Annotated in this window: 22 protein-coding genes and 1 tRNA gene; 12 read left to right on the forward strand and 11 right to left on the reverse strand. The window is 62.3% G+C overall.

The features are described 5' to 3' along the window. The first annotated feature begins 103 nt into the window (after window positions 1–103). Together psmA and AC6I6L_RS13925 are read left to right on the forward strand one after the other, a co-directional pair. On the forward strand, window positions 104–859 hold the full coding sequence (psmA, locus tag AC6I6L_RS13920) for an archaeal proteasome endopeptidase complex subunit alpha (RefSeq protein WP_497918368.1): 756 nt from the start codon (window positions 104–106) through the stop codon (window positions 857–859). Between the two features lie 159 nt (window positions 860–1,018). Then, window positions 1,019–1,744: a ribosome assembly factor SBDS gene (locus tag AC6I6L_RS13925; protein WP_497918369.1), complete on the forward strand. Its 726-nt coding sequence runs from the start codon at window positions 1,019–1,021 to the stop codon at window positions 1,742–1,744. 39 nt (window positions 1,745–1,783) lie between these two features. Here AC6I6L_RS13925 and AC6I6L_RS13930 read toward each other — a convergent pair whose 3' ends face one another. Continuing rightward, window positions 1,784–2,098 carry an FUN14 domain-containing protein gene (locus AC6I6L_RS13930; RefSeq protein ID WP_497918370.1) on the reverse strand — a complete coding sequence of 105 codons (315 nt, stop codon included), beginning with the start codon at window positions 2,096–2,098 and terminating at the stop codon, window positions 1,784–1,786. A gap of 332 nt (window positions 2,099–2,430) precedes the next feature. On the opposite strand from AC6I6L_RS13930, the gene hflX reads away from it, so the two are divergent. The 3 genes from hflX to AC6I6L_RS13945 all read left to right on the forward strand — a co-directional run bounded on the left by hflX (window position 2,431) and on the right by AC6I6L_RS13945 (window position 5,386). Next, entirely contained in the window at window positions 2,431–3,732 is a 1,302-nt protein-coding gene (gene hflX, locus AC6I6L_RS13935) for a GTPase HflX (RefSeq protein WP_497918371.1), read from the forward strand. 92 nt (window positions 3,733–3,824) lie between these two features. Then, on the forward strand, window positions 3,825–4,982 hold the full coding sequence (locus AC6I6L_RS13940) for a thiolase family protein (RefSeq protein ID WP_497918372.1): 1,158 nt from the start codon (window positions 3,825–3,827) through the stop codon (window positions 4,980–4,982). Then, the gene (locus AC6I6L_RS13945; RefSeq protein WP_497918373.1) at window positions 4,979–5,386 is read left to right on the forward strand and encodes a nucleic acid-binding protein; all 408 of its coding nucleotides are present in this window, start codon (window positions 4,979–4,981) and stop codon (window positions 5,384–5,386) included. Before AC6I6L_RS13940 ends, AC6I6L_RS13945 begins: the two co-directional genes overlap by 4 nt. Here AC6I6L_RS13945 and AC6I6L_RS13950 read toward each other — a convergent pair. After that, a complete protein-coding gene (locus AC6I6L_RS13950) occupies window positions 5,383–6,249 on the reverse strand; it encodes a DUF7547 family protein (protein ID WP_497918374.1) in 867 nt (288 codons plus the stop codon). The genes AC6I6L_RS13945 and AC6I6L_RS13950 overlap by 4 nt on opposite strands. Before the next feature lie 140 nt (window positions 6,250–6,389). Between AC6I6L_RS13950 and AC6I6L_RS13955 the strand changes: the two genes are divergently transcribed. From AC6I6L_RS13955 to AC6I6L_RS13970, 4 genes are all read left to right on the forward strand, one after another. Further along, window positions 6,390–7,103: a DUF7504 family protein gene (locus AC6I6L_RS13955; RefSeq protein WP_497918375.1), complete on the forward strand. Its 714-nt coding sequence runs from the start codon at window positions 6,390–6,392 to the stop codon at window positions 7,101–7,103. Window positions 7,104–7,335: 232 nt separating this feature from the next. Further along, the gene (locus AC6I6L_RS13960) at window positions 7,336–9,081 is read left to right on the forward strand and encodes an AAA family ATPase (protein ID WP_497918376.1); all 1,746 of its coding nucleotides are present in this window, start codon (window positions 7,336–7,338) and stop codon (window positions 9,079–9,081) included. A gap of 182 nt (window positions 9,082–9,263) precedes the next feature. Beyond that, a complete protein-coding gene (locus tag AC6I6L_RS13965; RefSeq protein ID WP_497918377.1) occupies window positions 9,264–10,016 on the forward strand; it encodes a ribonuclease H-like domain-containing protein in 753 nt (250 codons plus the stop codon). A gap of 119 nt (window positions 10,017–10,135) precedes the next feature. Then, window positions 10,136–10,534 carry an acyl-CoA thioesterase gene (locus AC6I6L_RS13970; protein ID WP_497918378.1) on the forward strand — a complete coding sequence of 133 codons (399 nt, stop codon included), beginning with the start codon at window positions 10,136–10,138 and terminating at the stop codon, window positions 10,532–10,534. 61 nt (window positions 10,535–10,595) lie between these two features. On the opposite strand, the gene ddfA is transcribed toward AC6I6L_RS13970, so the two are convergent. The 8 genes from ddfA to AC6I6L_RS14010 form a co-directional block, all read right to left on the reverse strand. After that, a complete protein-coding gene (gene ddfA, locus AC6I6L_RS13975; RefSeq protein WP_497918379.1) occupies window positions 10,596–10,889 on the reverse strand; it encodes a DdfA family disk-determining factor in 294 nt (97 codons plus the stop codon). Window positions 10,890–11,531: 642 nt separating this feature from the next. After that, a tRNA-Thr gene (locus tag AC6I6L_RS13980) sits at window positions 11,532–11,605 on the reverse strand. 12 nt (window positions 11,606–11,617) lie between these two features. Then, on the reverse strand, window positions 11,618–12,124 hold the full coding sequence (locus AC6I6L_RS13985; protein WP_497918380.1) for a GNAT family N-acetyltransferase: 507 nt from the start codon (window positions 12,122–12,124) through the stop codon (window positions 11,618–11,620). 96 nt (window positions 12,125–12,220) lie between these two features. After that, the gene (locus AC6I6L_RS13990) at window positions 12,221–12,544 is read right to left on the reverse strand and encodes a transcription factor S (protein ID WP_497918381.1); all 324 of its coding nucleotides are present in this window, start codon (window positions 12,542–12,544) and stop codon (window positions 12,221–12,223) included. 75 nt (window positions 12,545–12,619) lie between these two features. Continuing rightward, entirely contained in the window at window positions 12,620–13,210 is a 591-nt protein-coding gene (locus AC6I6L_RS13995) for a DUF8135 domain-containing protein (protein WP_497918382.1), read from the reverse strand. Next, window positions 13,207–14,151 (reverse strand): hypothetical protein, encoded by a 945-nt coding sequence (locus AC6I6L_RS14000; protein ID WP_497918383.1) that lies wholly within the window; start codon window positions 14,149–14,151, stop codon window positions 13,207–13,209. Before AC6I6L_RS14000 ends, AC6I6L_RS13995 begins: the two co-directional genes overlap by 4 nt. Before the next feature lie 117 nt (window positions 14,152–14,268). Further along, the gene (locus tag AC6I6L_RS14005) at window positions 14,269–15,105 is read right to left on the reverse strand and encodes an RAD55 family ATPase (protein WP_497918384.1); all 837 of its coding nucleotides are present in this window, start codon (window positions 15,103–15,105) and stop codon (window positions 14,269–14,271) included. A 99-nt stretch (window positions 15,106–15,204) separates the two neighbouring features. Next, window positions 15,205–16,191 carry a beta-ribofuranosylaminobenzene 5'-phosphate synthase family protein gene (locus tag AC6I6L_RS14010; RefSeq protein WP_497918385.1) on the reverse strand — a complete coding sequence of 329 codons (987 nt, stop codon included), beginning with the start codon at window positions 16,189–16,191 and terminating at the stop codon, window positions 15,205–15,207. A 130-nt stretch (window positions 16,192–16,321) separates the two neighbouring features. On the opposite strand from AC6I6L_RS14010, the gene AC6I6L_RS14015 reads away from it, so the two are divergent. Together AC6I6L_RS14015 and AC6I6L_RS14020 are read left to right on the forward strand one after the other, a co-directional pair. Continuing rightward, complete coding sequence (locus AC6I6L_RS14015) at window positions 16,322–17,092, forward strand: hypothetical protein (protein WP_497918386.1); 771 nt, start codon at window positions 16,322–16,324, stop codon at window positions 17,090–17,092. An 82-nt stretch (window positions 17,093–17,174) separates the two neighbouring features. After that, window positions 17,175–17,876, forward strand: coding sequence for a glycosyltransferase family 2 protein (locus tag AC6I6L_RS14020; RefSeq protein ID WP_497918387.1), 702 nt, complete (start codon window positions 17,175–17,177; stop codon window positions 17,874–17,876). Between the two features lie 74 nt (window positions 17,877–17,950). Here AC6I6L_RS14020 and AC6I6L_RS14025 read toward each other — a convergent pair whose 3' ends face one another. Next, on the reverse strand, window positions 17,951–18,295 hold the full coding sequence (locus AC6I6L_RS14025; protein WP_497918611.1) for a CBS domain-containing protein: 345 nt from the start codon (window positions 18,293–18,295) through the stop codon (window positions 17,951–17,953). Between the two features lie 223 nt (window positions 18,296–18,518). Between AC6I6L_RS14025 and AC6I6L_RS14030 the strand changes: the two genes are divergently transcribed. Further along, window positions 18,519–19,499 carry an isocitrate/isopropylmalate dehydrogenase family protein gene (locus AC6I6L_RS14030; RefSeq protein ID WP_497918388.1) on the forward strand — a complete coding sequence of 327 codons (981 nt, stop codon included), beginning with the start codon at window positions 18,519–18,521 and terminating at the stop codon, window positions 19,497–19,499. Window positions 19,500–19,506 lie beyond the last annotated feature (7 nt).

A 19,506-nucleotide genomic window follows, 5' to 3' on the forward strand; every position in this document is an offset into this window, starting at 1 on the left:
AACGAAGACCGAGTCGCCGTCGTGCGTACTGGATCTGCAGACGCGCGACTCGATGAGGCGTTCACGGACGTGACAGACCTCGATTACAATTTCGTGTGAGACGATGCAGGGACAACAACAACAGCAGGCATACGACCGAGGTATCACGATCTTCTCGCCGGACGGCCGACTCTATCAGGTCGAGTACGCCCGCGAGGCGGTCAAACGAGGTACAGCGAGTATCGGCGTCAGAACGAGCGACGGCGTCGTTCTCGCCGTCGACAAACGAGTCCCCTCCCCGCTGCTCGAGGACTCGAGCGTCGAGAAAATTCACAAAGCCGACGACCACATCGGCATCGCGAGCGCCGGCCACGTCGCCGACGCCCGCCAGCTAATCGACTTCGCTCGCCGCCAGAGTCAGGTCAACCACCTGCGCTACGGCGAACCGATCGGCGTCGAGACGCTGACCAAGGAAGTCACCGACCACATCCAGCAGTACACGCAGGTCGGCGGCGCACGCCCCTTCGGCGTCGCGTTGATCGTCGGCGGCGTCGAAAACGGCGAACCGCGCCTGTTCGAGACCGACCCGTCGGGGACGCCCTACGAGTGGAAGGCCCTCGCCGTCGGCTCCGATCGCGGCGACCTCCAGGAGTACTTAGAAGAGAACTACGACGAAGAAGCGGACTTAGACGGCGGCATTGCGCTGGCACTCGACGCGCTCGCATCGGTCAACGAGGGCTCGCTCCTGCCCAGCGAGGTCGGTCTCGCGACGATCGACGCGGAGTCCGAATCCTTCGAGCAGTTCGACGCCGACAAGATTCAGACCCATCTCGAGGAGAACGACCTCCTCGACACCGGCGAAGACGACACGCAGGAGTAATCCGACTGGCCGAATCGGAACCGGCTCTCTAACTTCTGTCGTTGCGATCGTTCGGTCGCGGAGCGCTGGCTCTACCCGCGCGTTCGATCACGGCGCATCGTCGACACGAACCTCTGATCTCGGGAAACACTCTTTTCATTGGCGGCGAAATCATCACCTATGATATCGCTCGACGAGGCGGTGACGGCGCGACTCGAATCCCACGGAGCGCGATTCGAGGTACTGGTCGATCCTGATGCGGCCCTCGCGATCAAGCGCGACGAGTTCGACGGCGAACTCGAAGACGTGATCGCTGCAGAGGACGTGTTCGAGGACGCCTCCCGCGGCGATCGACCCGCGGAGAACGACCTCGAGAAGGTCTTCGACACGACCGATCCGCTCGAGATTATCCCCGAAGTGATCAAACGAGGAGAGATCCAGATTACGGCGGACCAGCGCCGTGAGATGCAGGACAAAAAGCGAAAACAGCTTATCGAGACGATCGCGCGCAACGCGGTCAACCCCCAGATGGACAACGCGCCGCATCCGCCCGAGCGGATCGAGAACGCACTCGAAGAGGCCGGCTTTACTATCGATCCGATGGAACCCGTCGAGGAACAGGTCGACGACGCGCTCGAGCAGTTGCGGCCGGTGATCCCGATCCGCTTCGAGGAGGTGACGATCGCGGTTCAGATCCCGCCGGAACACGCCGGCAGCGCACAGGCACAGATTCGCGGCTACGGCGATCTCGAGCGCGAAGAGTGGCAACCCGACGGTTCCTGGATCGGCGTTATGACGTTCCCTGCGGGGATGCAAAACGACTTCTACGATACCGTCAACGAGCACACGAGCGGGCAGGTCGAGACGGAGATTATCAAGGACAAAGACGACTTGAAAACGCGATAGCGACGGGCGTGACTCGAACTCATCGCACGCACACCACGTCTATCCGCGGTGGTAGCCGATCAAAAATCCGCTGACGAAGCCGAGTCCGATCGGGAGCGTCGCGACGATCGATTCGAGCCAGTGCGTATCGACGCCAATTGTAACGGTTTCCGACCCGAAGAGTCCGGCGGAGAGTCGATGCCAATCGATCATCACGATGCCCTGGGACTCGAGATACCGAACCCCCATTAGCTGGACGCCGACGATGATAGCGAGGAGCTTGGCGATGCGTTTCGTCGCAAATCCGATAATGCCGCCGATCGCTGCGCCGCCGAGAAACTCGAGGGCTAGCGTCGTCGGGTCCACGTCGATCATTACGAGAGTTGATTCGCGACGGCGATAATGACTGTTGTGATCGCGTGACTGACACGGACTGCTGTCAGTCGAACCACGCGTTTCGCTAGATTCGGAAACCGTTTCGGGGCAGAGCCGAAGTGGCTGCCCCGTACACGGGATTCAAGACGGTTGAACGCGTACGGGAACGTATGACTCGCAGTCGTTCAATGGAGGTGACCGGCAGGCATCGTTCGTGAACGCACTCCCGTGGCACGAAGCCGACCTCATCGGATGACCCCCGAACTCGAATTCGGTGTCGGCCAGTGGTTCGCACAGCGATCGCTGCCGTCCTCACCTCGAGGTAATCGATCGTGAAGGCGGTCATTGCAAAACGGGTCGATTCCGGACGGCCGGATACGAGCGAGATTCGGGACCTCGCGGTCGCCGCCGGCTACGATGTCGTTGGTGAGGTGACCCAGTCTCGAAAGGCCGATGCGGCACTCCAGTTGGGCGAGGGGAAAGCCGAGGAGCTCGCCGACCTTGTCGTACGGACGGGTGCCACGACCGTCATCTTCGACAATCGACTCGGTCCCTACCAGACGTACAACCTCGGACAGTTGCTCCCCGACGGCGTCGAGGTGATCGATCGGTTCACGCTGATCCTCGAGATCTTCGGTCAACGCGCCCAGACCCGGAAGGCACAGCTGCAGGTCGAACTCGCCGAACTCCGGTACGAACTCCCGCGGGCGGAGGCCAAAACGAGTCTGGCCAAACGCGACGAGCATCCAGGCTTCATGGGGCTGGGCGAGTACGACGAGAGTCGCGAACAGGATATTAAAAACCAGATCAGCCGGATCAGGGACGAACTCGATCGGATCGAGCAGACCGAAGAACAGCGACGTGCGCGCCGTCGCGACTCCGGGTTCGATCTCGTCGCACTCGCAGGATACACGAACGCCGGCAAGTCGACCCTGTTGCGCCAACTGGCCGACGACCTCGCGGTCGAGGAAAACGACGAGTTGCATCCGGATCTCGATCCGACGGCCGAATCCGAGGACAACCTGTTTACGACGCTCGGGACGACGACGCGGCGGGCCGATATCGAGCCGCGAAACGTCCTCGTGACTGACACCGTCGGCTTCATTAGCGATCTCCCCCACTGGCTCGTCGAGTCGTTCAAGTCGACGCTCGATTCGGTCTACCGGGCTGATCTCGTCTTGCTCGTCGTCGACGTCAGCGAGGAGATCGACGAGATTCACGAAAAGCTCGTCACCTGTCACGACACCCTCTACGAGCGCAACGAGGCACCGATCGTGACGGTCCTGAACAAGATCGACGCGATCGACGAGGAGGAACTCGACGAAAAGAAGGCCGCCATCTCGGCGCTCGCACCGAACCCCGTCTCGGTCAGCGCCCGAGAGGGAACGAACATCGACGCGCTCTTCGATCGCATCGACGCCGAACTTCCAGAGTGGGAAGACGAGCGACTCGTGTTACCGATGACTGACGAGACGATGTCCGTCGTCTCGTGGATTCACGACAACGCAAACGTCGATGAGGTTACGTACGGCGACGAGGACGTTCTCGTCTCCTTCGAGGCGCGTCCGGCGGTGATCTCGCAGGCACGATCGCGTGCGAGCGAGCTGGAGGCGACCACTGCAGAGTCCGCGTGAGTGGGATCTGGACCCGACAGTCTCGCACCCGGAGAGACTGACCGCTGCCTCGATCCCCTCCATTTAACCTCTTGACGTGAGTCCGGTCAGCTATGGAACCAGTTGCAATCATCGGGGCATCCATGACCCAGTTCGGGCAACGCGATGGGTGGATTCAGGACCTCCTGGCGGAGGCCGGGATCGACTGTCTCGCGGACGCGGGGGTCGATGCTGCGGACGTCGAGCATTTGTACGTCTCGAACATGGCGAGCGGGGAGTTCGAAGGCCAGACCGGCGTCATGAACGGACTGGCACACGACCTCGACGCGATTCCCGCCTACACGCAGCGAATCGACCAGACCAGTTCGAGCGGCGGCGCGGGGATATACGCCGCCTGGCAGTCGGTCGCGAGCGGAGCCAGCGAGATGACGATGCTGGTCGGCGGCGAGAAGATGACCCACAAGACGACCGGGGAGGCCACCGACGTGATCGCGTCGCTGACCCACCCGGTAGAGTACAAAACGGGCGTCACGCTGCCTTCGTTCGCCGGACTGACCGCCCGCCACTACCTCGAGCGGTTCGATGCGCCGCGTGAGAGTCTGGGCAAGGTCGCCGTCAAAAATCATAAAAACGGCGTCGACAACCCCAACGCGCAGTTCCAGAAGGAAGTCGACCTCGAGACGGTCCTGGAGTCTCCGATCGTCGCCGACCCGCTTCGACTGTACGATTTCTGTCCGATTACGGACGGGTCGGCGGCGTTGATGCTCTGTCCGGAATCGGTCGCCAAAGAGTACACCGACGAGTACGCGCTCATCACGGGAATCGACGGCGCGACGGACACGCACGTCGTCCACGAGCGCGAAGACCCGACGGTCATGGGCGGCGTCGTCGAGAGCGGCAACGGGGCCTACGAGATGAGCGGCCGCGGGCCCGAGGATATCGACGTGGCCGAACTCCACGATATGTTCACCATCCTCGAGTTCCTCCAGATGGAGGGCCTCGGCTTCGCCGAGCAAGGTGCGGCCTGGGAACTCGTCGAAGAGGGCTACACCGAACGCGACACTGGCGAACTGCCGGTCAACACGTCCGGCGGGCTCAAATCGAAAGGACACCCGCTCGGGGCCAGCGGCGTCGCACAGGCGGTCGAAATCTACGAACAACTCGTCGGCGAGGCCGGCCCGCGACAGATCGAGGCCGACGTTGGGCTGTGCTGTAACGTCGGCGGGTTCGGCAACTGCGTCATCACGACTATCATGGAGACAGCACAATGACGATGGAAGCGACACGCTACGCAGACGGTTCGATCAGCTACCCAGGCCACCCGCGCGGTCCGAACGGCTCGGAGCCGGTGGAAACGATCGATCTCAGTGGGTACACCGCCGAGGTCGTGACGTGGACGACGAGCACGGCGACGCCGCCGGGCGTACGCGAGCCTAATCACCTCGCGATCGTCGAGTTCGACATCAGCGAGGCGTCGTCAGACGCCTCGAGCAGCCGGACGCAGTCCGGCGACGAGGATGAATCGGTCAGGGCGATCGTCCAACTCACGACCGGCGATGTCGAGACGGGCGACGAGGTCGAGCCAGTATCCGTCGACGAACTTCGCGAACCGGGCGCGGGCATCAGAGAACCCGAGAGCCAGGCGTGGGACGGCTACCGGTTCGAGCCGGTCTAGTTCCCGGCAGTATCGTCGTCTTCGTCCGTACCGACGCCGTTTTCGTTCTCGCGATCGTCGGAACTCGCCTCCGAGTCGTCGCTATCGACAGCGTGCTGTCCGTTGTCGGTGTCCACATCATCGTCGATCTCGGCGGGATCGTCCCTGGTCTTATTCGCATCACGCTCACCTGCAAGATCGGTATCCGACCCGTCGTCATCTGACGAGTATCGATCTTTCAGGGTTTCGAGTTCGGCGTCCACGTCGACCGATGGGTTCGTGTCGGCGTTCTCATCGGCACGGTCGTCGTCTGACTCGCGTTCGTCCGCGTCGTCGATCTCGATTTCGATCGTCTTGTGCTCGCTCGTCTCATCCTCGTCTCCCTTGAGTGTGGGCTCGGTGCCGGCTCCGGCCGTTCGCAGCCGGCTGTCGACGTCGTCGCGCAACTCGCGCGCTTCCGAGAGCAGGTTGCGGGCCTCCTCGTCGGCCGGCAGGGACCCCTCGGAGACAGCACGCTGCAGTTCCGAGAGCACGGTATCGAGCTGTGACAGCGTCGTTCGGCGTAGCTCGTTCGCCCGATCGCTGGTGCCGACTCTCTCGGTTGTCTCTCGGACCTGATCGCGGACTTCTCGCTCGGTCCGAACGAGTTTGAGGCCGCGCTGGAACGCTTCCAGCGTCCGAACGCTGGCCTCGAGTGCGGCCAGTAGCGCTGGCACCGCGACCTCGTCGGTCAGGCGCAGAAACTCCTCGGGTGACGGCGGGCGAGGAATCGGTAGCCGGGGCGACGATCGCCGACGCGAATCGTCGAGCTCCGATCGAAGTTCGTCGATCGTTCGCGCCAGATCGCGAATCGCCGCCGCGAGTTCGTCGTCGTGATCGTCCATACTCGACGGTACGGTCCCCGTTCTCAAAAGCCGGCCGATCGGGCTACCGGTCCGATAGCGCCGTAGTGGGTGCTGGGCGCTGTTGCTATCGGGACCAACAGTCACAATATTTATTGTGTGGCAAGGATTTGTATTAAAGAATGGAACGGGATCCGGAACCGACCGCGTCCGAGCGTGCAACATTCGTAGAGACGCTTGAGACGCTCAAGCAGACCGGTGCCAACGTGTTGCTCGTTGGCACCGACACTGTCGGGGCTCACGACGCCGTTTGCCACCGACTGCTGGGTGATGGCGGTCGCCACCCTCGGTACCGCGTATTCGTCACGAACGGTAACTGCCGGAGCGAGAAGGGCACCGAATCCCCACACGAGACGGACGCGGACGCACGACGAGCTCGCACGATCGACTATTCGACAATGGAGTACTCGGCGACGGATTGTTCAGCGACGGACCTGTCGACTCCCGGAGACCAACAGACCGCGGCCCAACCCTCGTTGGGTGCACTCGGCATCGAAATCATCGGCACGATCGACGAATTCGACCGGAAAGCCGACGGTCTCGATCCGTCGGAACTCCGCGTTTGCGTCGACTCGATCACCCCCTTACTCGGGAACCATCGCTGGGAGAACGTGTTTCGGTTGCTCCACATGCTGTCATCCCAGATCAGTCAGGTCAACGGCATCGGCCACTTTCATCTCCCGCTCGATCGCGATCACGGTGCCGTTACCCTCCTCGAACCGCTGTTCGACGCAATCGTCGAAGTGCGATCGCACCAGAAGTCCTACGAACAGCGCTGGGACCTTCGCAAACGGAACTCGACGACTGCGTGGCTTCCCGTCGACGGTACTGCCTGAGGTCAATCGCGCCGGTGTCGGCGGGAATGGCTGCTACCGATCGCGTCGATATTGCTTACTCGTCCTCTCTGACCAGTGGACTCTCGTCGTCTATCTCTATTGTCAATAATACGACCCATACGACTCGAAAATACCGTTTTTGACCCGTCTGCTGACGGTATCGCTCCAGCAGTATTGGTGTTACGGCATAAGTATTATATATTGAACGACCTATCGAATTAAAGAGTAACACATGGTCGACGTTGACGTTCAGCTTCTCGTCGGGACTGCCGTGACCGTATTTCTTGCACTCATGTTCTTTGGCGTCGTCGTCCTCTGGGATGTCGCCCTGGCGTTACGAAGCGTCGGTGACAAGATCGACAAGTTAGAGGACAGTGTCGACGGTGATCTGACGGAGATCAACCACACACTCGACGGCGTTTCGGGAGGAACCGGCGGCACGCAACTTCACCTCAACGGTGGCGGGACGATCAGTTCTGGCGCGGGAGGCCAGTCACAGGCACCACAACAGCCCCACCGACCCGCCCACCAGCCGCGGGCCGAGCCGGCACAACATGCACAGGAACAGGAAACGCGGGCACCACAGGAGGTACCGCCGCAGGGACCACCCCGGTACCAATCCGATCGGGAGCAACAGGAAGGACGCACCCCCACGGAAGCGACCGCACCAGAAGACGAACCTCCGGAACCGGCCGCCGAACCGGAGCGGGAACCAGCCGACGACACCGCGACCGACGACGTGGAGACGCCCGAGGAATCCACTGCGTCGGACGACGATCACGACGACGAGACCGACGCAGGCACATCACAGACCGAAGACGACCCCCGGATAGAACGAAACCGGGACCGATTCGTGACGTCGGACGATCGCACCCCCTGGTACGCGACGACGATCGACCGGGAGGCGATGGCCCGACCGCCGATCGCCGGCGAACTCACCGACGGCTCCGAACACGAAATCGACGAGTCGGAGATTATCGCGGCAGGGCCGGCGACTGGTTCGGCACTCGAATCGAACGCCTCGAGATCGGGCCACGAGGAAGCGGCGACTGCCGAGGACACCGCTCGACGTGACCGGTCAGAGACAGCCGACGAGACCGATACCGCCGCCGCGTCCGCGTCGTCGATCGATGTCGAGAAGTCGGACAGTGAAGACACAGTCGACGGAGACGACACAGCCACCGAAACTGCGGGCGGCGACAGCGACGAGGGGGCGCGCTCCGTCGACGAAGACGAGCCAGCGTTGGCGGCCGAAACGGCTGCTGACGAGTCAACCGACGGCGACGAACTGCTGTCCTACGAAGAGCCTGACGACGGCGAAGAACATCCCGCAACCGAGACCGACGATAGTGAAGCTGCCGAAACTAACGGGATCGAACCGGACGACTCCGAAGACGCGATCGATCCCGAGAAGGCAGACGACACGGAGAGCCGAGAGGAATCCGAACAATCGATCGACTCCGAGACGGACGAGACCGATTACGAGACGAACGACGAATCGGTGACGGCTGACACCGACGCATCCGACACGCCGGCCGACGGCGATGCCGACGAGGACGAGCCGACGCAGCCACCGAGCGTCAGCGGTTCCGAGTTCGAGTTCGACGACGAGAGCGCGGACCTGAGCGTCGACGATGCCGTCACGTCGATGAACGAGGACGCGCCGGTTCCGGAGCTGTCGGGCCACCAGTTCGACGTGACGGCTACGGTAGTCGACGACGGCAGCGCCGTCCTGACCTTCGAGTTCGATACCGACACCGTCGATCTCGGCGGGTCGACCGAACGACTCCTCCAGTACCAGATGCAGAGTTTTGCCGACCAAGAATCGACGCCCGACGGCGAGGTCTCGATCGGTCAGCGGCGGATCGTCATCGAAATCCCCGACTCGGACGGTACCGCGATCCAGCACTGGGGCGAAGCCGCTGTCAGCATCATCGATCGGACGCTGTATCTCTCGGACAACAGCAGCGACGAGTGATCGATTTCGCCACTGACCGATAGAGTACCACGATCGCATAGCGGTCATGCGATCGGTCTGCACCCAGTATCGGTGGTACTAGTGCGGGACGGTTGAGAGGCCGGGTGGCCATAGCGGTCGTGTGTCGACGACACTCGTCGGTGATCCAAGCGTTTTTATCGTCGCCGTGCGCCGATTCTTGTGTGCGAATCGAGAACAGTTTCATTCCCGTCCAGGGCGTCGGTGAGGTTACCGAACGACGGCTGTGGGAACACGGAATTACACACTGGGACGCATTCGACGGCAGCGTCGTCGGACCGACGACCGCCGATCGGATCGAGACGTTCATCGACGAGGGTCGAGACCACCTGGCCCGCGGCGACGTTGCCCCGTTTGCGGCGGCACTCCCGGCCTCGAGTCGGTGGCGGCTCTACGAGAACGTCAGAGAGAACACGTGCTTTCTGGACATCGAGACGACCGGGCTCGACCCCAGTTGCGAGGACGTGACGACCGTTAGCTGTTATCGTGGCGAAGAGACGAAGACGTTCGTGAACGGTCGTGATCTCACCGGTCGTCGGCTCGAAACCGAACTCGAGGCGGCGTCGCTGCTGGTGACGTTCAACGGCCAGCGGTTCGACGTTCCGTTTCTCGAAACCTGCTTCGACATCGACGTCACGGTGCCACACGTCGATCTCATGTATCCCTGCAAGCGGCTGGGACTGGACGGCGGGCTAAAGTCGATCGAACGAAAACTGGGCATCGATCGGGACATGCCGGATCTCAGCGGCCGCGACGCCGTTCGCCTCTGGCACGAGTACGAACGCGGCGACGACGAATCCCTCGAGACACTCGTCGAATACAATCGCGCGGACACGGAGAACATGGAGCCGCTGATGGAGATCGTGGCCGACCGACTCCACGAGACCGTTTTCGAGGCGACGCTGAATTCGGAGTGACCCGAGCGTTCGGGACCACTCGAGGGGCGTCTGCGGCTTACCCGGAAGTGGTGCAGGGCGATCGTCGGCGGCGGTCGAACCACGTACATATACCCTGGCTGCCTTCGTAGCTCCGCGAGATGAGCGAGTACACATACGAAACCGAAATCGAGCCGCGATTGCGCGACATCGATTTCATGGGCCACGTGAACAACGCCGTTTACGCGTCCTATCTCGAGCAGGCGAGACAGCACTTCTTTATGGACGTCGTGGGCGTCTCGCTGGCCGAAGCGGATACGGTCCTTGCGAACCTGGAAATCGACTACAGTCGGCCGATCGAGGTCGACCAGACCGTCACGGTCGCGTTACGGATCCCCGAAATCGGGAACGCGAGCATTCCGATGGAGTACGAGATTCGCGCGGACGGCGAGGTAGCGGCGACGGCTCGGACCGTCCAGGTGGTTATCGATAGGGAGACCGGCGGATCGGCGCCGATACCATCGGCCTGGCGAGAGCGACTTTCGAACGAATGCCGCTGAAATCCCGGGAGCAGTAGTGCTCTCCGGGATATTGGTCCCTTCCTGGGTGCTGGAGCCCGTGTTACTTACGTATCGGTGTTCGCTCTGAAAGCTCTACGGTTCCGTCGCTCGTTACGGTAATGTCGTAGCCACAGAAAGGGAATTCGACCAGGCCCGCCGATCGATCGTGTCCGGTCTGTCGCGGCGCAAAGAGGGCGTCGAGTGCCTCGGGATTAACCACGTCGTAGAGCGCATCGTACTCGGGTGGTTCGAGTTCGACGGGATCGATCCCTTCTCGCTCAGCGACCGCTGCGATGACTTCGTAACTGAGTGCTGTGGCCTCGTCACCATCCGACCGATCGAGTGAGAGTAGCATTGATCGGAGCCATTCTGTGGATGGCTATAAATCCACTGGCCTCAACCCGAAGTTGATGTATGAATATATACACTGAAAACCACATACACACAATCACGGTTATTTTGGGTATCCCATCTCTCATAATATTATGACTATTTATATTTACAGAACAGTTCAAGGAGTAATATTCGGACCGCAGGCAAGGGTTGTAGCGTTCCGACCGATCGATTCCGGTTTGTGCCGGCTCCACCGGGACCGTCGGTGGCACTCGAAACGCACGGGACCGCCGTAGGCCGGGAGGGATTGTGAACGACGCCAGAACTGCTCGTCTCGCTGTGTGTCTCGTCTTTTTTAGCCCTACCGCTCTCTCATACGGATCGTCGTAACGGCTCCCGGCGATCGCTCGACCGGAGCAGCGATCGCCAGGAACAGATTATAACAGACCGTATTGCTCCTCTCGTCCGTTTTTCCAGAACGAGTCATACGGATTCGTGTCATCAATTACCGCCGATCAGAGAACCGTCGTGGCCGATCGGCGGTAACTACGGACACGAATCCGTATCAGAGAGGGAGGTGAACCAGAGAGTGAGCCGTAGCGAAACGATCGTGGTTCAGCTCCCAGTCGGCGTTACGGGCGCACAAAAATCGATCGCGCCACCAAGCCAGGGGTGGGATTTGAACCCACGAAGTCTCGATTACAAGTCGAGTGCATGAACCGCCCATGCTCCCCTGGCGCTGGCTGATGATTATCCGTCCTCCTTTGAGTGTGTGTCGTTTTCCGATCGATCGGTGATCGATCGCTGCATTCGGATTCTGTTGCTGTCGTACCCCCGTTTGCGGTAGAATCGACGGGCCGGTTCGTTCTCGGCCATCACCTCGAGCAGCAGGGTCGTCGCGCCCCGTTCAGCGAGTGCTTGCTCGGCGGCTTCGAGCAGCGCGGTTCCGATACCCTGACCCCGGTGGGCCGGTTCGACGTACAGGTTCGAGACCACGCCTCTCGTCCGATCGAGCGCCAGCGTGCCGCGTTCGATCGAGAACGAGACGAATCCGATTGGTGTTGTGCGCTCCCTTGCGACGAAGAGACCACCGGTGTGGAGGTGTGCGGCGAGAGTTTCCCGCATCGCATCGCGGTTCGATTCGCCACGAACGGCTGATCCCCACTCGCGCTGACCGCGAGCCAGCCGAACCCACTGGTTCGCGATCACCTCGAGGTCGTCTTGTGTCGCCGGTTCGATCGTCGGTTCACGCGTCATTTATGAATTCCAGTACGACCGAACGGAGAGGAGTTCGCGGAGACGAGATCGACGCTGACATAGGGCCAGTTCGCACACGTTCGCTCCATTTGAGGGTCAATTATACCCCCGCCAGCGATACCCGCACTCGGTGCACTTGAAAAACCGCGTCGGCGGTTCGTCGGCCGACGCCGTCTGCTTGAGGGTGTACCATGCCTCTTGCGTTCCGCACTCGTCACAGATTACGTCCGTCGCCTTCGGCTTCCCCTCGAAGTTCGCCTCCTCGGAGGACTCGATCACTTCGTCGTCGGTCTGAGACTCGGTCGTGACGAACGCGTCTTCCAGATCGCGATCGCGGTCAGTGGATGCGCCACAACCGGTACAGACCATCCGATCGCCGTCCGCTTTCATCATCGAACCGCAGTCGTCGCAAAATTTCATACCGGTCGGTACGAGTTCGGAACGCAAAAAACGCACCTTCGAGGTCCTCGGGTCTGGTCGACGCTTAGAAGGGAACTAGTACCGACGTTCGAGATCTTCGTCTTCGAGGACGATAGGACAGTCCGCGACGCGAAAAGTCCCGAGTGACGGCATCTCGATGATTTCGGTTCCCTCGCGCGTACAGCCGACCTCGGGTGGCGACGTAAAATGCTCACACTGGTGGCAGTACGTTCGCGTCGAGATTTCACGGATCTCACGACTATCACCAATGACTGCCTCCGACGCCTGTTGGTCGGCCTCGATCCGGTCCCAGAGCCGGTCCCGATCGATTTCGGCCACGTCTTCTTGCTCAAATAAGTCACCAAATTCTCGCTCACCCGATCGCTCCCGATCGGCGTCGATTTCCGCGGCAAGATCGCTGAGTGGCCCGGTTCGGCCGGAATCTGTCGACTCGTTGTCGCGCTCGTCGTACCGAACAATCCGCGGGCCGTCGGCGTCGTCGCCGTTGTCGGTGGCATCCTCGCGATCGCTATCGGACTTGCCGGCCGTCGGTTTACTGGCGTCGGAGGCTGACCAGACGGCGGGTGACTTCGTCGAGGGTGAACTTGGATCGTCGGTTCGGGACGTTGGCTCCGAGTCGTCGGCCACATCGTCGGGATCCGTCATCGACTCGCCTCCGTCTTCTTCCTGCTGGTTCGATTCGATTCCGGCCCGTCGCGTTCGCCGTCTCCCGTCCCCTCGGTGTCTGCGTTGGCGTCGGCGTTCCGATCTGCGTCGGCGTCCCCATCGGCGTCTGCTTCGACCGCCTCGAAAACCTCGTCGGGTGTCGACTCGACGACGGTTTCGACGTGTCCCTCGAGCGCCGGCGGTTCACCGGTCTCCAGCGTGTGCGAGCCGAATATAGACGACTTGGCACTGACGTCTGCGATCGGGGTCCCGCAGTGGGGACACTCCGGTTCGGTCAGCAACGCGAGGTCGACGCCGGAACCACACGCATCGCAGCCCGCCTTGCGAACGCCGAGCCGGTTCGCCGCAAGTTTCAACCGATCGGCTTCTGCCCGTCGTCGTTCGCGTTCGGCGCTCGCGTCGCGTCGGTCCCTGAGGTCGAGGATCGCCTTCGCGAGAACCGTCGACCGATCGTCGAGGTCGTCAGTGCGGTCGAGAAGGTGTTCGAGAAGGTCCTCGAAGTTATCGAACCCGTCGGTGAGATCCGCTTCGATGGCGTCGAGTTCGGCGTCGAGTGCGGCCACGTCGTCCGCAACCGCGTCGAGGCGATCGTCGGTGGCGTACTCGTCGTGGTCGTGATCGGCCGGCGCTTTCGCGTCCGTTTCGCGCTTGACCTGGATCACCCGCGATCGAACGTCTTCGAGGAGTGTGACGAACTCCTCGCGTTGGGCGTCGAGTTGCCCCTGTAGGTCGTCGACGTCGTCCCGATCGACCGGCTCGATCCCCTCGTCGCTGCCGATCGCGTGTGCTGCTGTTACGAGGCGTCGACAGACGTCGTCGCGCGACTCGTCGCGCCGGTCGGCCGTGTCGGTTACCCAGTCGTCGACGTCGGCCGGCAGCGCGAACGAGACCCCACCGTCGTCGTGATCCTCGCTCGCCATGTACTCCACGTTCGGACGATGTTCTCATAAGGATTGTTGCAGACTCAGTCGCTGAGTCCTGATGCCTGCGAACGCGCCGGGCGTTCACCGGATCAGTCGGACGGTGTTGCTGGGGTGTCACCGAATCTTCCGAACGTTGCTGACGTCGAAGCCGCCGTCGTGGATCTCGGTCTCGAAGCGAACGATATTCTCGCCTTCGAGTCGCGAGAGAACGCCCCGGAACTGTTCGACGACGAGCGTCCGGGCGCGCTCCGAGCCGCCGCTTTCCCACTCGAAGCGAAGGGTCCCGTCCGCGGCCTCCTTGAGACGGCCGAGTTCCGTCGGGGTCAACACCTCGGTGTTGACGAGAAGCAAGATGATGCCGCCCCAGCGGTGAGAGGCCCGTGCGAGTCCCTTGAGCAAGGCGGTCAGTTCTGGCCACCCGAATCGATCGTCGGACGCCGCGATCAGGTCCGTCACCGAGTCGACGACGATCAACCCGTTTTCGGCGTTGTCGGTGAGGTAGTCGCCGAAGGCTTCGAGCACGTCGGTTCGACCGGTCTGGTTGCCAAGCCCCGTAATATCAGTCGCTCGCTCGCTGTACCACGCCGTCGGAACCGGCGTCAGCTGGAAATACTCCTCGGATAATTCGACGAATTCGACCGCCGACAGTCCCGCGTCGACGAGGTCGTCCTCGAGGACGAACGCCATCTCGTCGCGGACCGCGCGACGCTCGTCGGTGAAGGAAATGTAGTGGATATCCGTCGGCATCGTCGCGTTCGCATCCAGATCGCCGTAGTAGAGATCGAACTGATCCGGATCTGCCGACGCGATCCCGTTCAGTACCGCGCTAGTGTAGCAAAATTCGCGCGCGCCGGCACCCGATTCGCCGGCGAGCAACACGACGCTGCCGGCCGGTGCCCCGCCGCCCATTACCTGATCCAGCCGGGATACGCCGAGGGGCATCCGCTCCATACGCCCCCCTTCGTGCGAGGCCGCTTACCTGTTGTGGCACCGTCTGATTGCCGGTACCACGGCGAAGTTCGAAGGCGACCTCCGGGTCCGGGCGCACGCTTAGTCCTCGGAGAACTCCTCGCGAACCCGTACGCCCTCCGTTGCGGCGCGTGCGAGTATTATATTGCCATTGAGGTAGCGATTCGCGAGCGCATCCTGTGCTGCGGTCACCGCCTCAGTGGCGTGGGTCGCGTCGGTCACGCCGTAGACGACGGGTCCCCACGACGACTGGCCAACCCCGGTCAGCACTGGACAGTCCTCGAGGGTTTCGACGAGGATCCCCGCGGGCGGGCGAAAGACGCCGCCCTGGGCGTCCGCGTACCACGCGCCGTTTTTGCGTCCGATCTCGGCGATCGCTTCGCCGAACGCTTCGAGGCGGCCCTCCGCAGCAGCCGGCAGCAGTTTCCGGGTGACGACGCTTGCGATCTCGTCCGCGATCGCGGGGTCGGCACGTTCGACGACGGCGCGCATGCTCGCGTCCTCATCGTCCCCGCTGCGTCCGGGATCCGCGTCGGGAACGACGACAAGAAACCGCCACTCCGAGGGCAGGTCGTGGCGAGCGACGACCGGCGGGACCGTCCAGTCGCCTTCGGCCGGCGGCTCCGTAGTAAACCGGTTCGTCGGGTGTCCCGCGTCGATGACGAAGCCGCCGTCTTCGAAGGTCGCGACGCCGACGCCGCTGCGGCCACCTCGTCCCATCGCCGGCGCGCGATCACGGATCGCCGGTAACTGGCCGTAGGCGCGCCCGGTCGCCTCCAGTACGGAGAGGGCGAGTTGCGTGCCGCTGCCGAGTCCGACGTGGCGGGGTAGCCGCTCGTCGACCGAAATCTCGATCCCGGCAACGTCCAGTACCTCGACGGCGCGGCGGGCGTACTCCCGAACGAGAGGGTCGTCAGTTTCGATCGCGGCGGCCGGCCGGGCGGTGACAGTCACGCGCGGCTCCGCGAGACCGATTCCGATCCCCCCGTAGAGACGCTGGCGAGCGAGCGAGAGGTTCTGAAATCCAACGTGGAGCCGCGCGCCCGCACTAACTGTGACCGTCGTCATGGAGATGTCGGCGGTAGGCAACCACGTCAAAAGGGAGTTTCGACGGTGGCAATAGCGGTGGCAGCGATCGGAATATGTCGACGATACGTAACAGGTACGTTGATGTGTTCTGGATCGAAAGGACAACGAAATGACTCACACGTCGTGGTCAGTACTGGCGGATCGTGAAACAGTGACCGGTGAAACGATCGTCCTTCTCTGTGGCCTCCTCGCGGCACTCGGAGTATTCATGTCGTGGATCACGATCGATACCGTCACCTTCTCCGGCAGCGGGACGACGCACGGAAACCTGGTGCTAGTGCTCGTCGGAGTGGTCGCCGCGGTCGCATATTATCGTCCATGGGACGGTCGAACCGCCCTCGCAGCGTTCCTTTGCGGGGCGATACTGCTGGGGCTCCCGACGCAGTTTTTCGATTCGATACTCGGTGAGGAGAGCCTCGGACTGGTCGGTCACCTGCTGTGGGCCTTTGCATTCGAGTCCGGAATGCTCGAGGCGAACAACGTGTACGAATACCACACCGGCTTTTATGCCACGTTCTTCGGCGGCGTGGGTATGGCGGTGACCGGATTCACGACCGTTCTCAAACGGGAGATCGTCGACAGTTGGCGATCCGAACTGATCGGTGCGGTCGGTGTCTCGATTCTTGCGTTCGTGCTCGTTGACACCGGCCCCAGCGTCTACGTCACGTCGGCGCTATTCGTCAGTCTGCTCGCCCTCCCGACCGTCGCTTACTGCGATCTGCGGTTCGTCCGATCCCGCACGGAGTGGTCACCGAGAACCCGCCTCTGGATGTTCGGGTTCATCATCCCGTTCGTTCACATTCTTGTCGGGCTGTTCTACCTCTACCGTCGGTCGACGATCGTTGAGGGCCCTCAAGCGGAGACGGTCGCCACTGCGTGATGCCCCACGTGGGCAGTGATCGGGGTCCGATCGAATCCGACGATCGGCGTCATTTTACTGCTCGAACCGACACTCCCGAACGATGGCAGACGTTTCGGTTGTGATCCCCGCTTGCGAGGAGGACGACCGACTCGAGCGAACCCTCGACTCGCTTGCGGACCAGCAGTTTGCGGGCACGATCGAGGTGCTCGTCGTCGCGTGCGACCGATCGACGCTGACGATCGCAGAAACGCACGACTGTGCCGATCGCGTCCTGGTCGACGACCGGCGCGACGGACCCGGACCGGCCCGCAACCGCGGCGCAGCCGTCGCCAGCGGCGAGGTGCTCTGTTTTACCGACGCGGACACGGTCGTCCCGCCGACGTGGGTTCGACGTCATTACCGCCACTACGCCACCCCGTTAGTCGTCGGCGTCGGCGGTCCGCTCGGTCCCTGCACAGACGACCGGCGACACCGGATCGCGTTTCACGTCTTTTCTGACTGGTGGTACCGACTCAGCTGGCCGCTCGGGTTCGTCCAGCAACCGGGACCGAACTGCAGCGTCCGGCGATCGGCATTCGAGTCGATCGGCGGCTTCGACGAGTCGCTTCCGTTTCTCGAGGATACAGATCTCTCGCTGCGGCTCAAGCGAGAGGGGGTGGTCGTCTACGACCGAACCTGCCCGGTAGTAACCTCGCCACGGCGACAGGAGCGAGACGGATACGTCGGTCTCTTTCTCGTCTATCTCGTGGGCTATCTCCGGTACGTGGTGCCCGGAACTGAGCCGGCACGAGCGTACTTTTGATCGACCGTCGCATTCGCTCCGATCAGCGACAGTCATAACTGATTTATCCGAATCCGATCGAACCGTTTCGACTGTTAAGAGAGTTGTGCAGTAACGTCGCTGGAGGAGACCATGCCGACGTACTCGTCGTCCTCGTCAACGACGGGGAGGTGCTTGATCCCGAAACTGGTCATCATCGCGGCGATCTCTTCGAGGTAGATGTCCTGTGGCACGGTTTCGACGGACTTCGTCATAATGTCGGTGACCGGAACTTCCGCGGGATTGCGGCCGTCGGCGGCGACCGCGAGTACGTCGGTGCTGGTGACGATCGACGGCGGGTGGGTTGTGACGACCAGCGCGTTGATTTCCTTGTCGCGCATCCGCGTTGCGGCTTCCTGAACGGTCGCGTCCGTGGAGATCGTCTCTAACGGCGTCGACATTACTTCGTCGACTCGGGTTCTGGTGTTCGAACTCATAGATTGTGCTACGAGAGTCGACTATATTGAGGTACGGAATACTCTGGTTGCTTATGTTCACCGTTTTCAATTAAAGACATCGGAACGGGATGAAGCGAGGCCGAACGGATGGCGGCGACCGTCCCTAGTACCTGCCCCCGGGTCGCCACATCGATACGCTCTTTTCGGGGCCGCAGAGAGATAGGGTATGACTCACGAAATCGCCGTCATTCCGGGCGACGGGATCGGACAGGAAGTGACACCCGCTGCGGTTGCCGTTCTCAGCGCGCTCGATATCGAATTCGAATTCGTCGAGGCGGACGCGGGTGACGCGGTGAAAGAGCAAACGGGTGAGGCGCTGCCCCAGGAAACGTACGACCTCGCGGCGTCGGCCGACGCGACGCTGTTCGGCGCTGCAGGCGAGACCGCTGCCGACGTGATCCTCCCGCTCCGATCGGCCGTCGAGTCGTTCGTCAACGTTCGTCCGGCCAAGGCGTATCCGGGTATCGACGCGGTCCGCCCCGAGACCGATCTGGTCTTCCTCCGGGAGAACACCGAGGGCGTCTACGCGGGTCACGAGAACCGGCTAACCGAGGACGTCTCGACGCTGACCCGCGTCGTCACCGAGTCAGCCTCGCGAAACCTCGCGGAGTTCGCCTGTGAGTACGTTTCCGACGACGCTCACGACGGCTTTACGATCGCCCACAAGGCCAACGTGATGCGCGAGACTGACGGTCTGTTCCGCGATACGGTCGCCGCGGTCGCGGCCGAACACGGCGTCGACGCCGACGAAGTGCTGATGGACGCCTTCGCGACGCGGGTCTGTCTCGACCCGACCCAGTTCGATGTCGTCGTCTGTCCGAACCTCGCGGGCGACGTGCTCTCGGACCTCGCAGCCGGCCTCGTCGGCGGCCTCGGACTACTCCCCAGCGCGAACATCGGTCCCGATCGCGCCCTCTTCGAGCCGGTTCACGGCACCGCGCCCGACATCGCGGGCGAGGGCGTCGCGAACCCGGCCGCGGCGATCATCTCCGCGGCCATGTTGCTCGAGCACCTCGGCTACGACGAGGAGGCTGATGCGGTCCACGATGCGGTCGAGGAAACGCTCGCAGACGGTCCCAGAACGCCGGACCTGGGCGGCGACGCCTCGACCGACGACGTGACCGACGCGATTATCGATCAGCTGTAGACACGTT

The sequence above is a fragment of the Halosolutus sp. DAT137 genome (assembly GCF_059736405.1).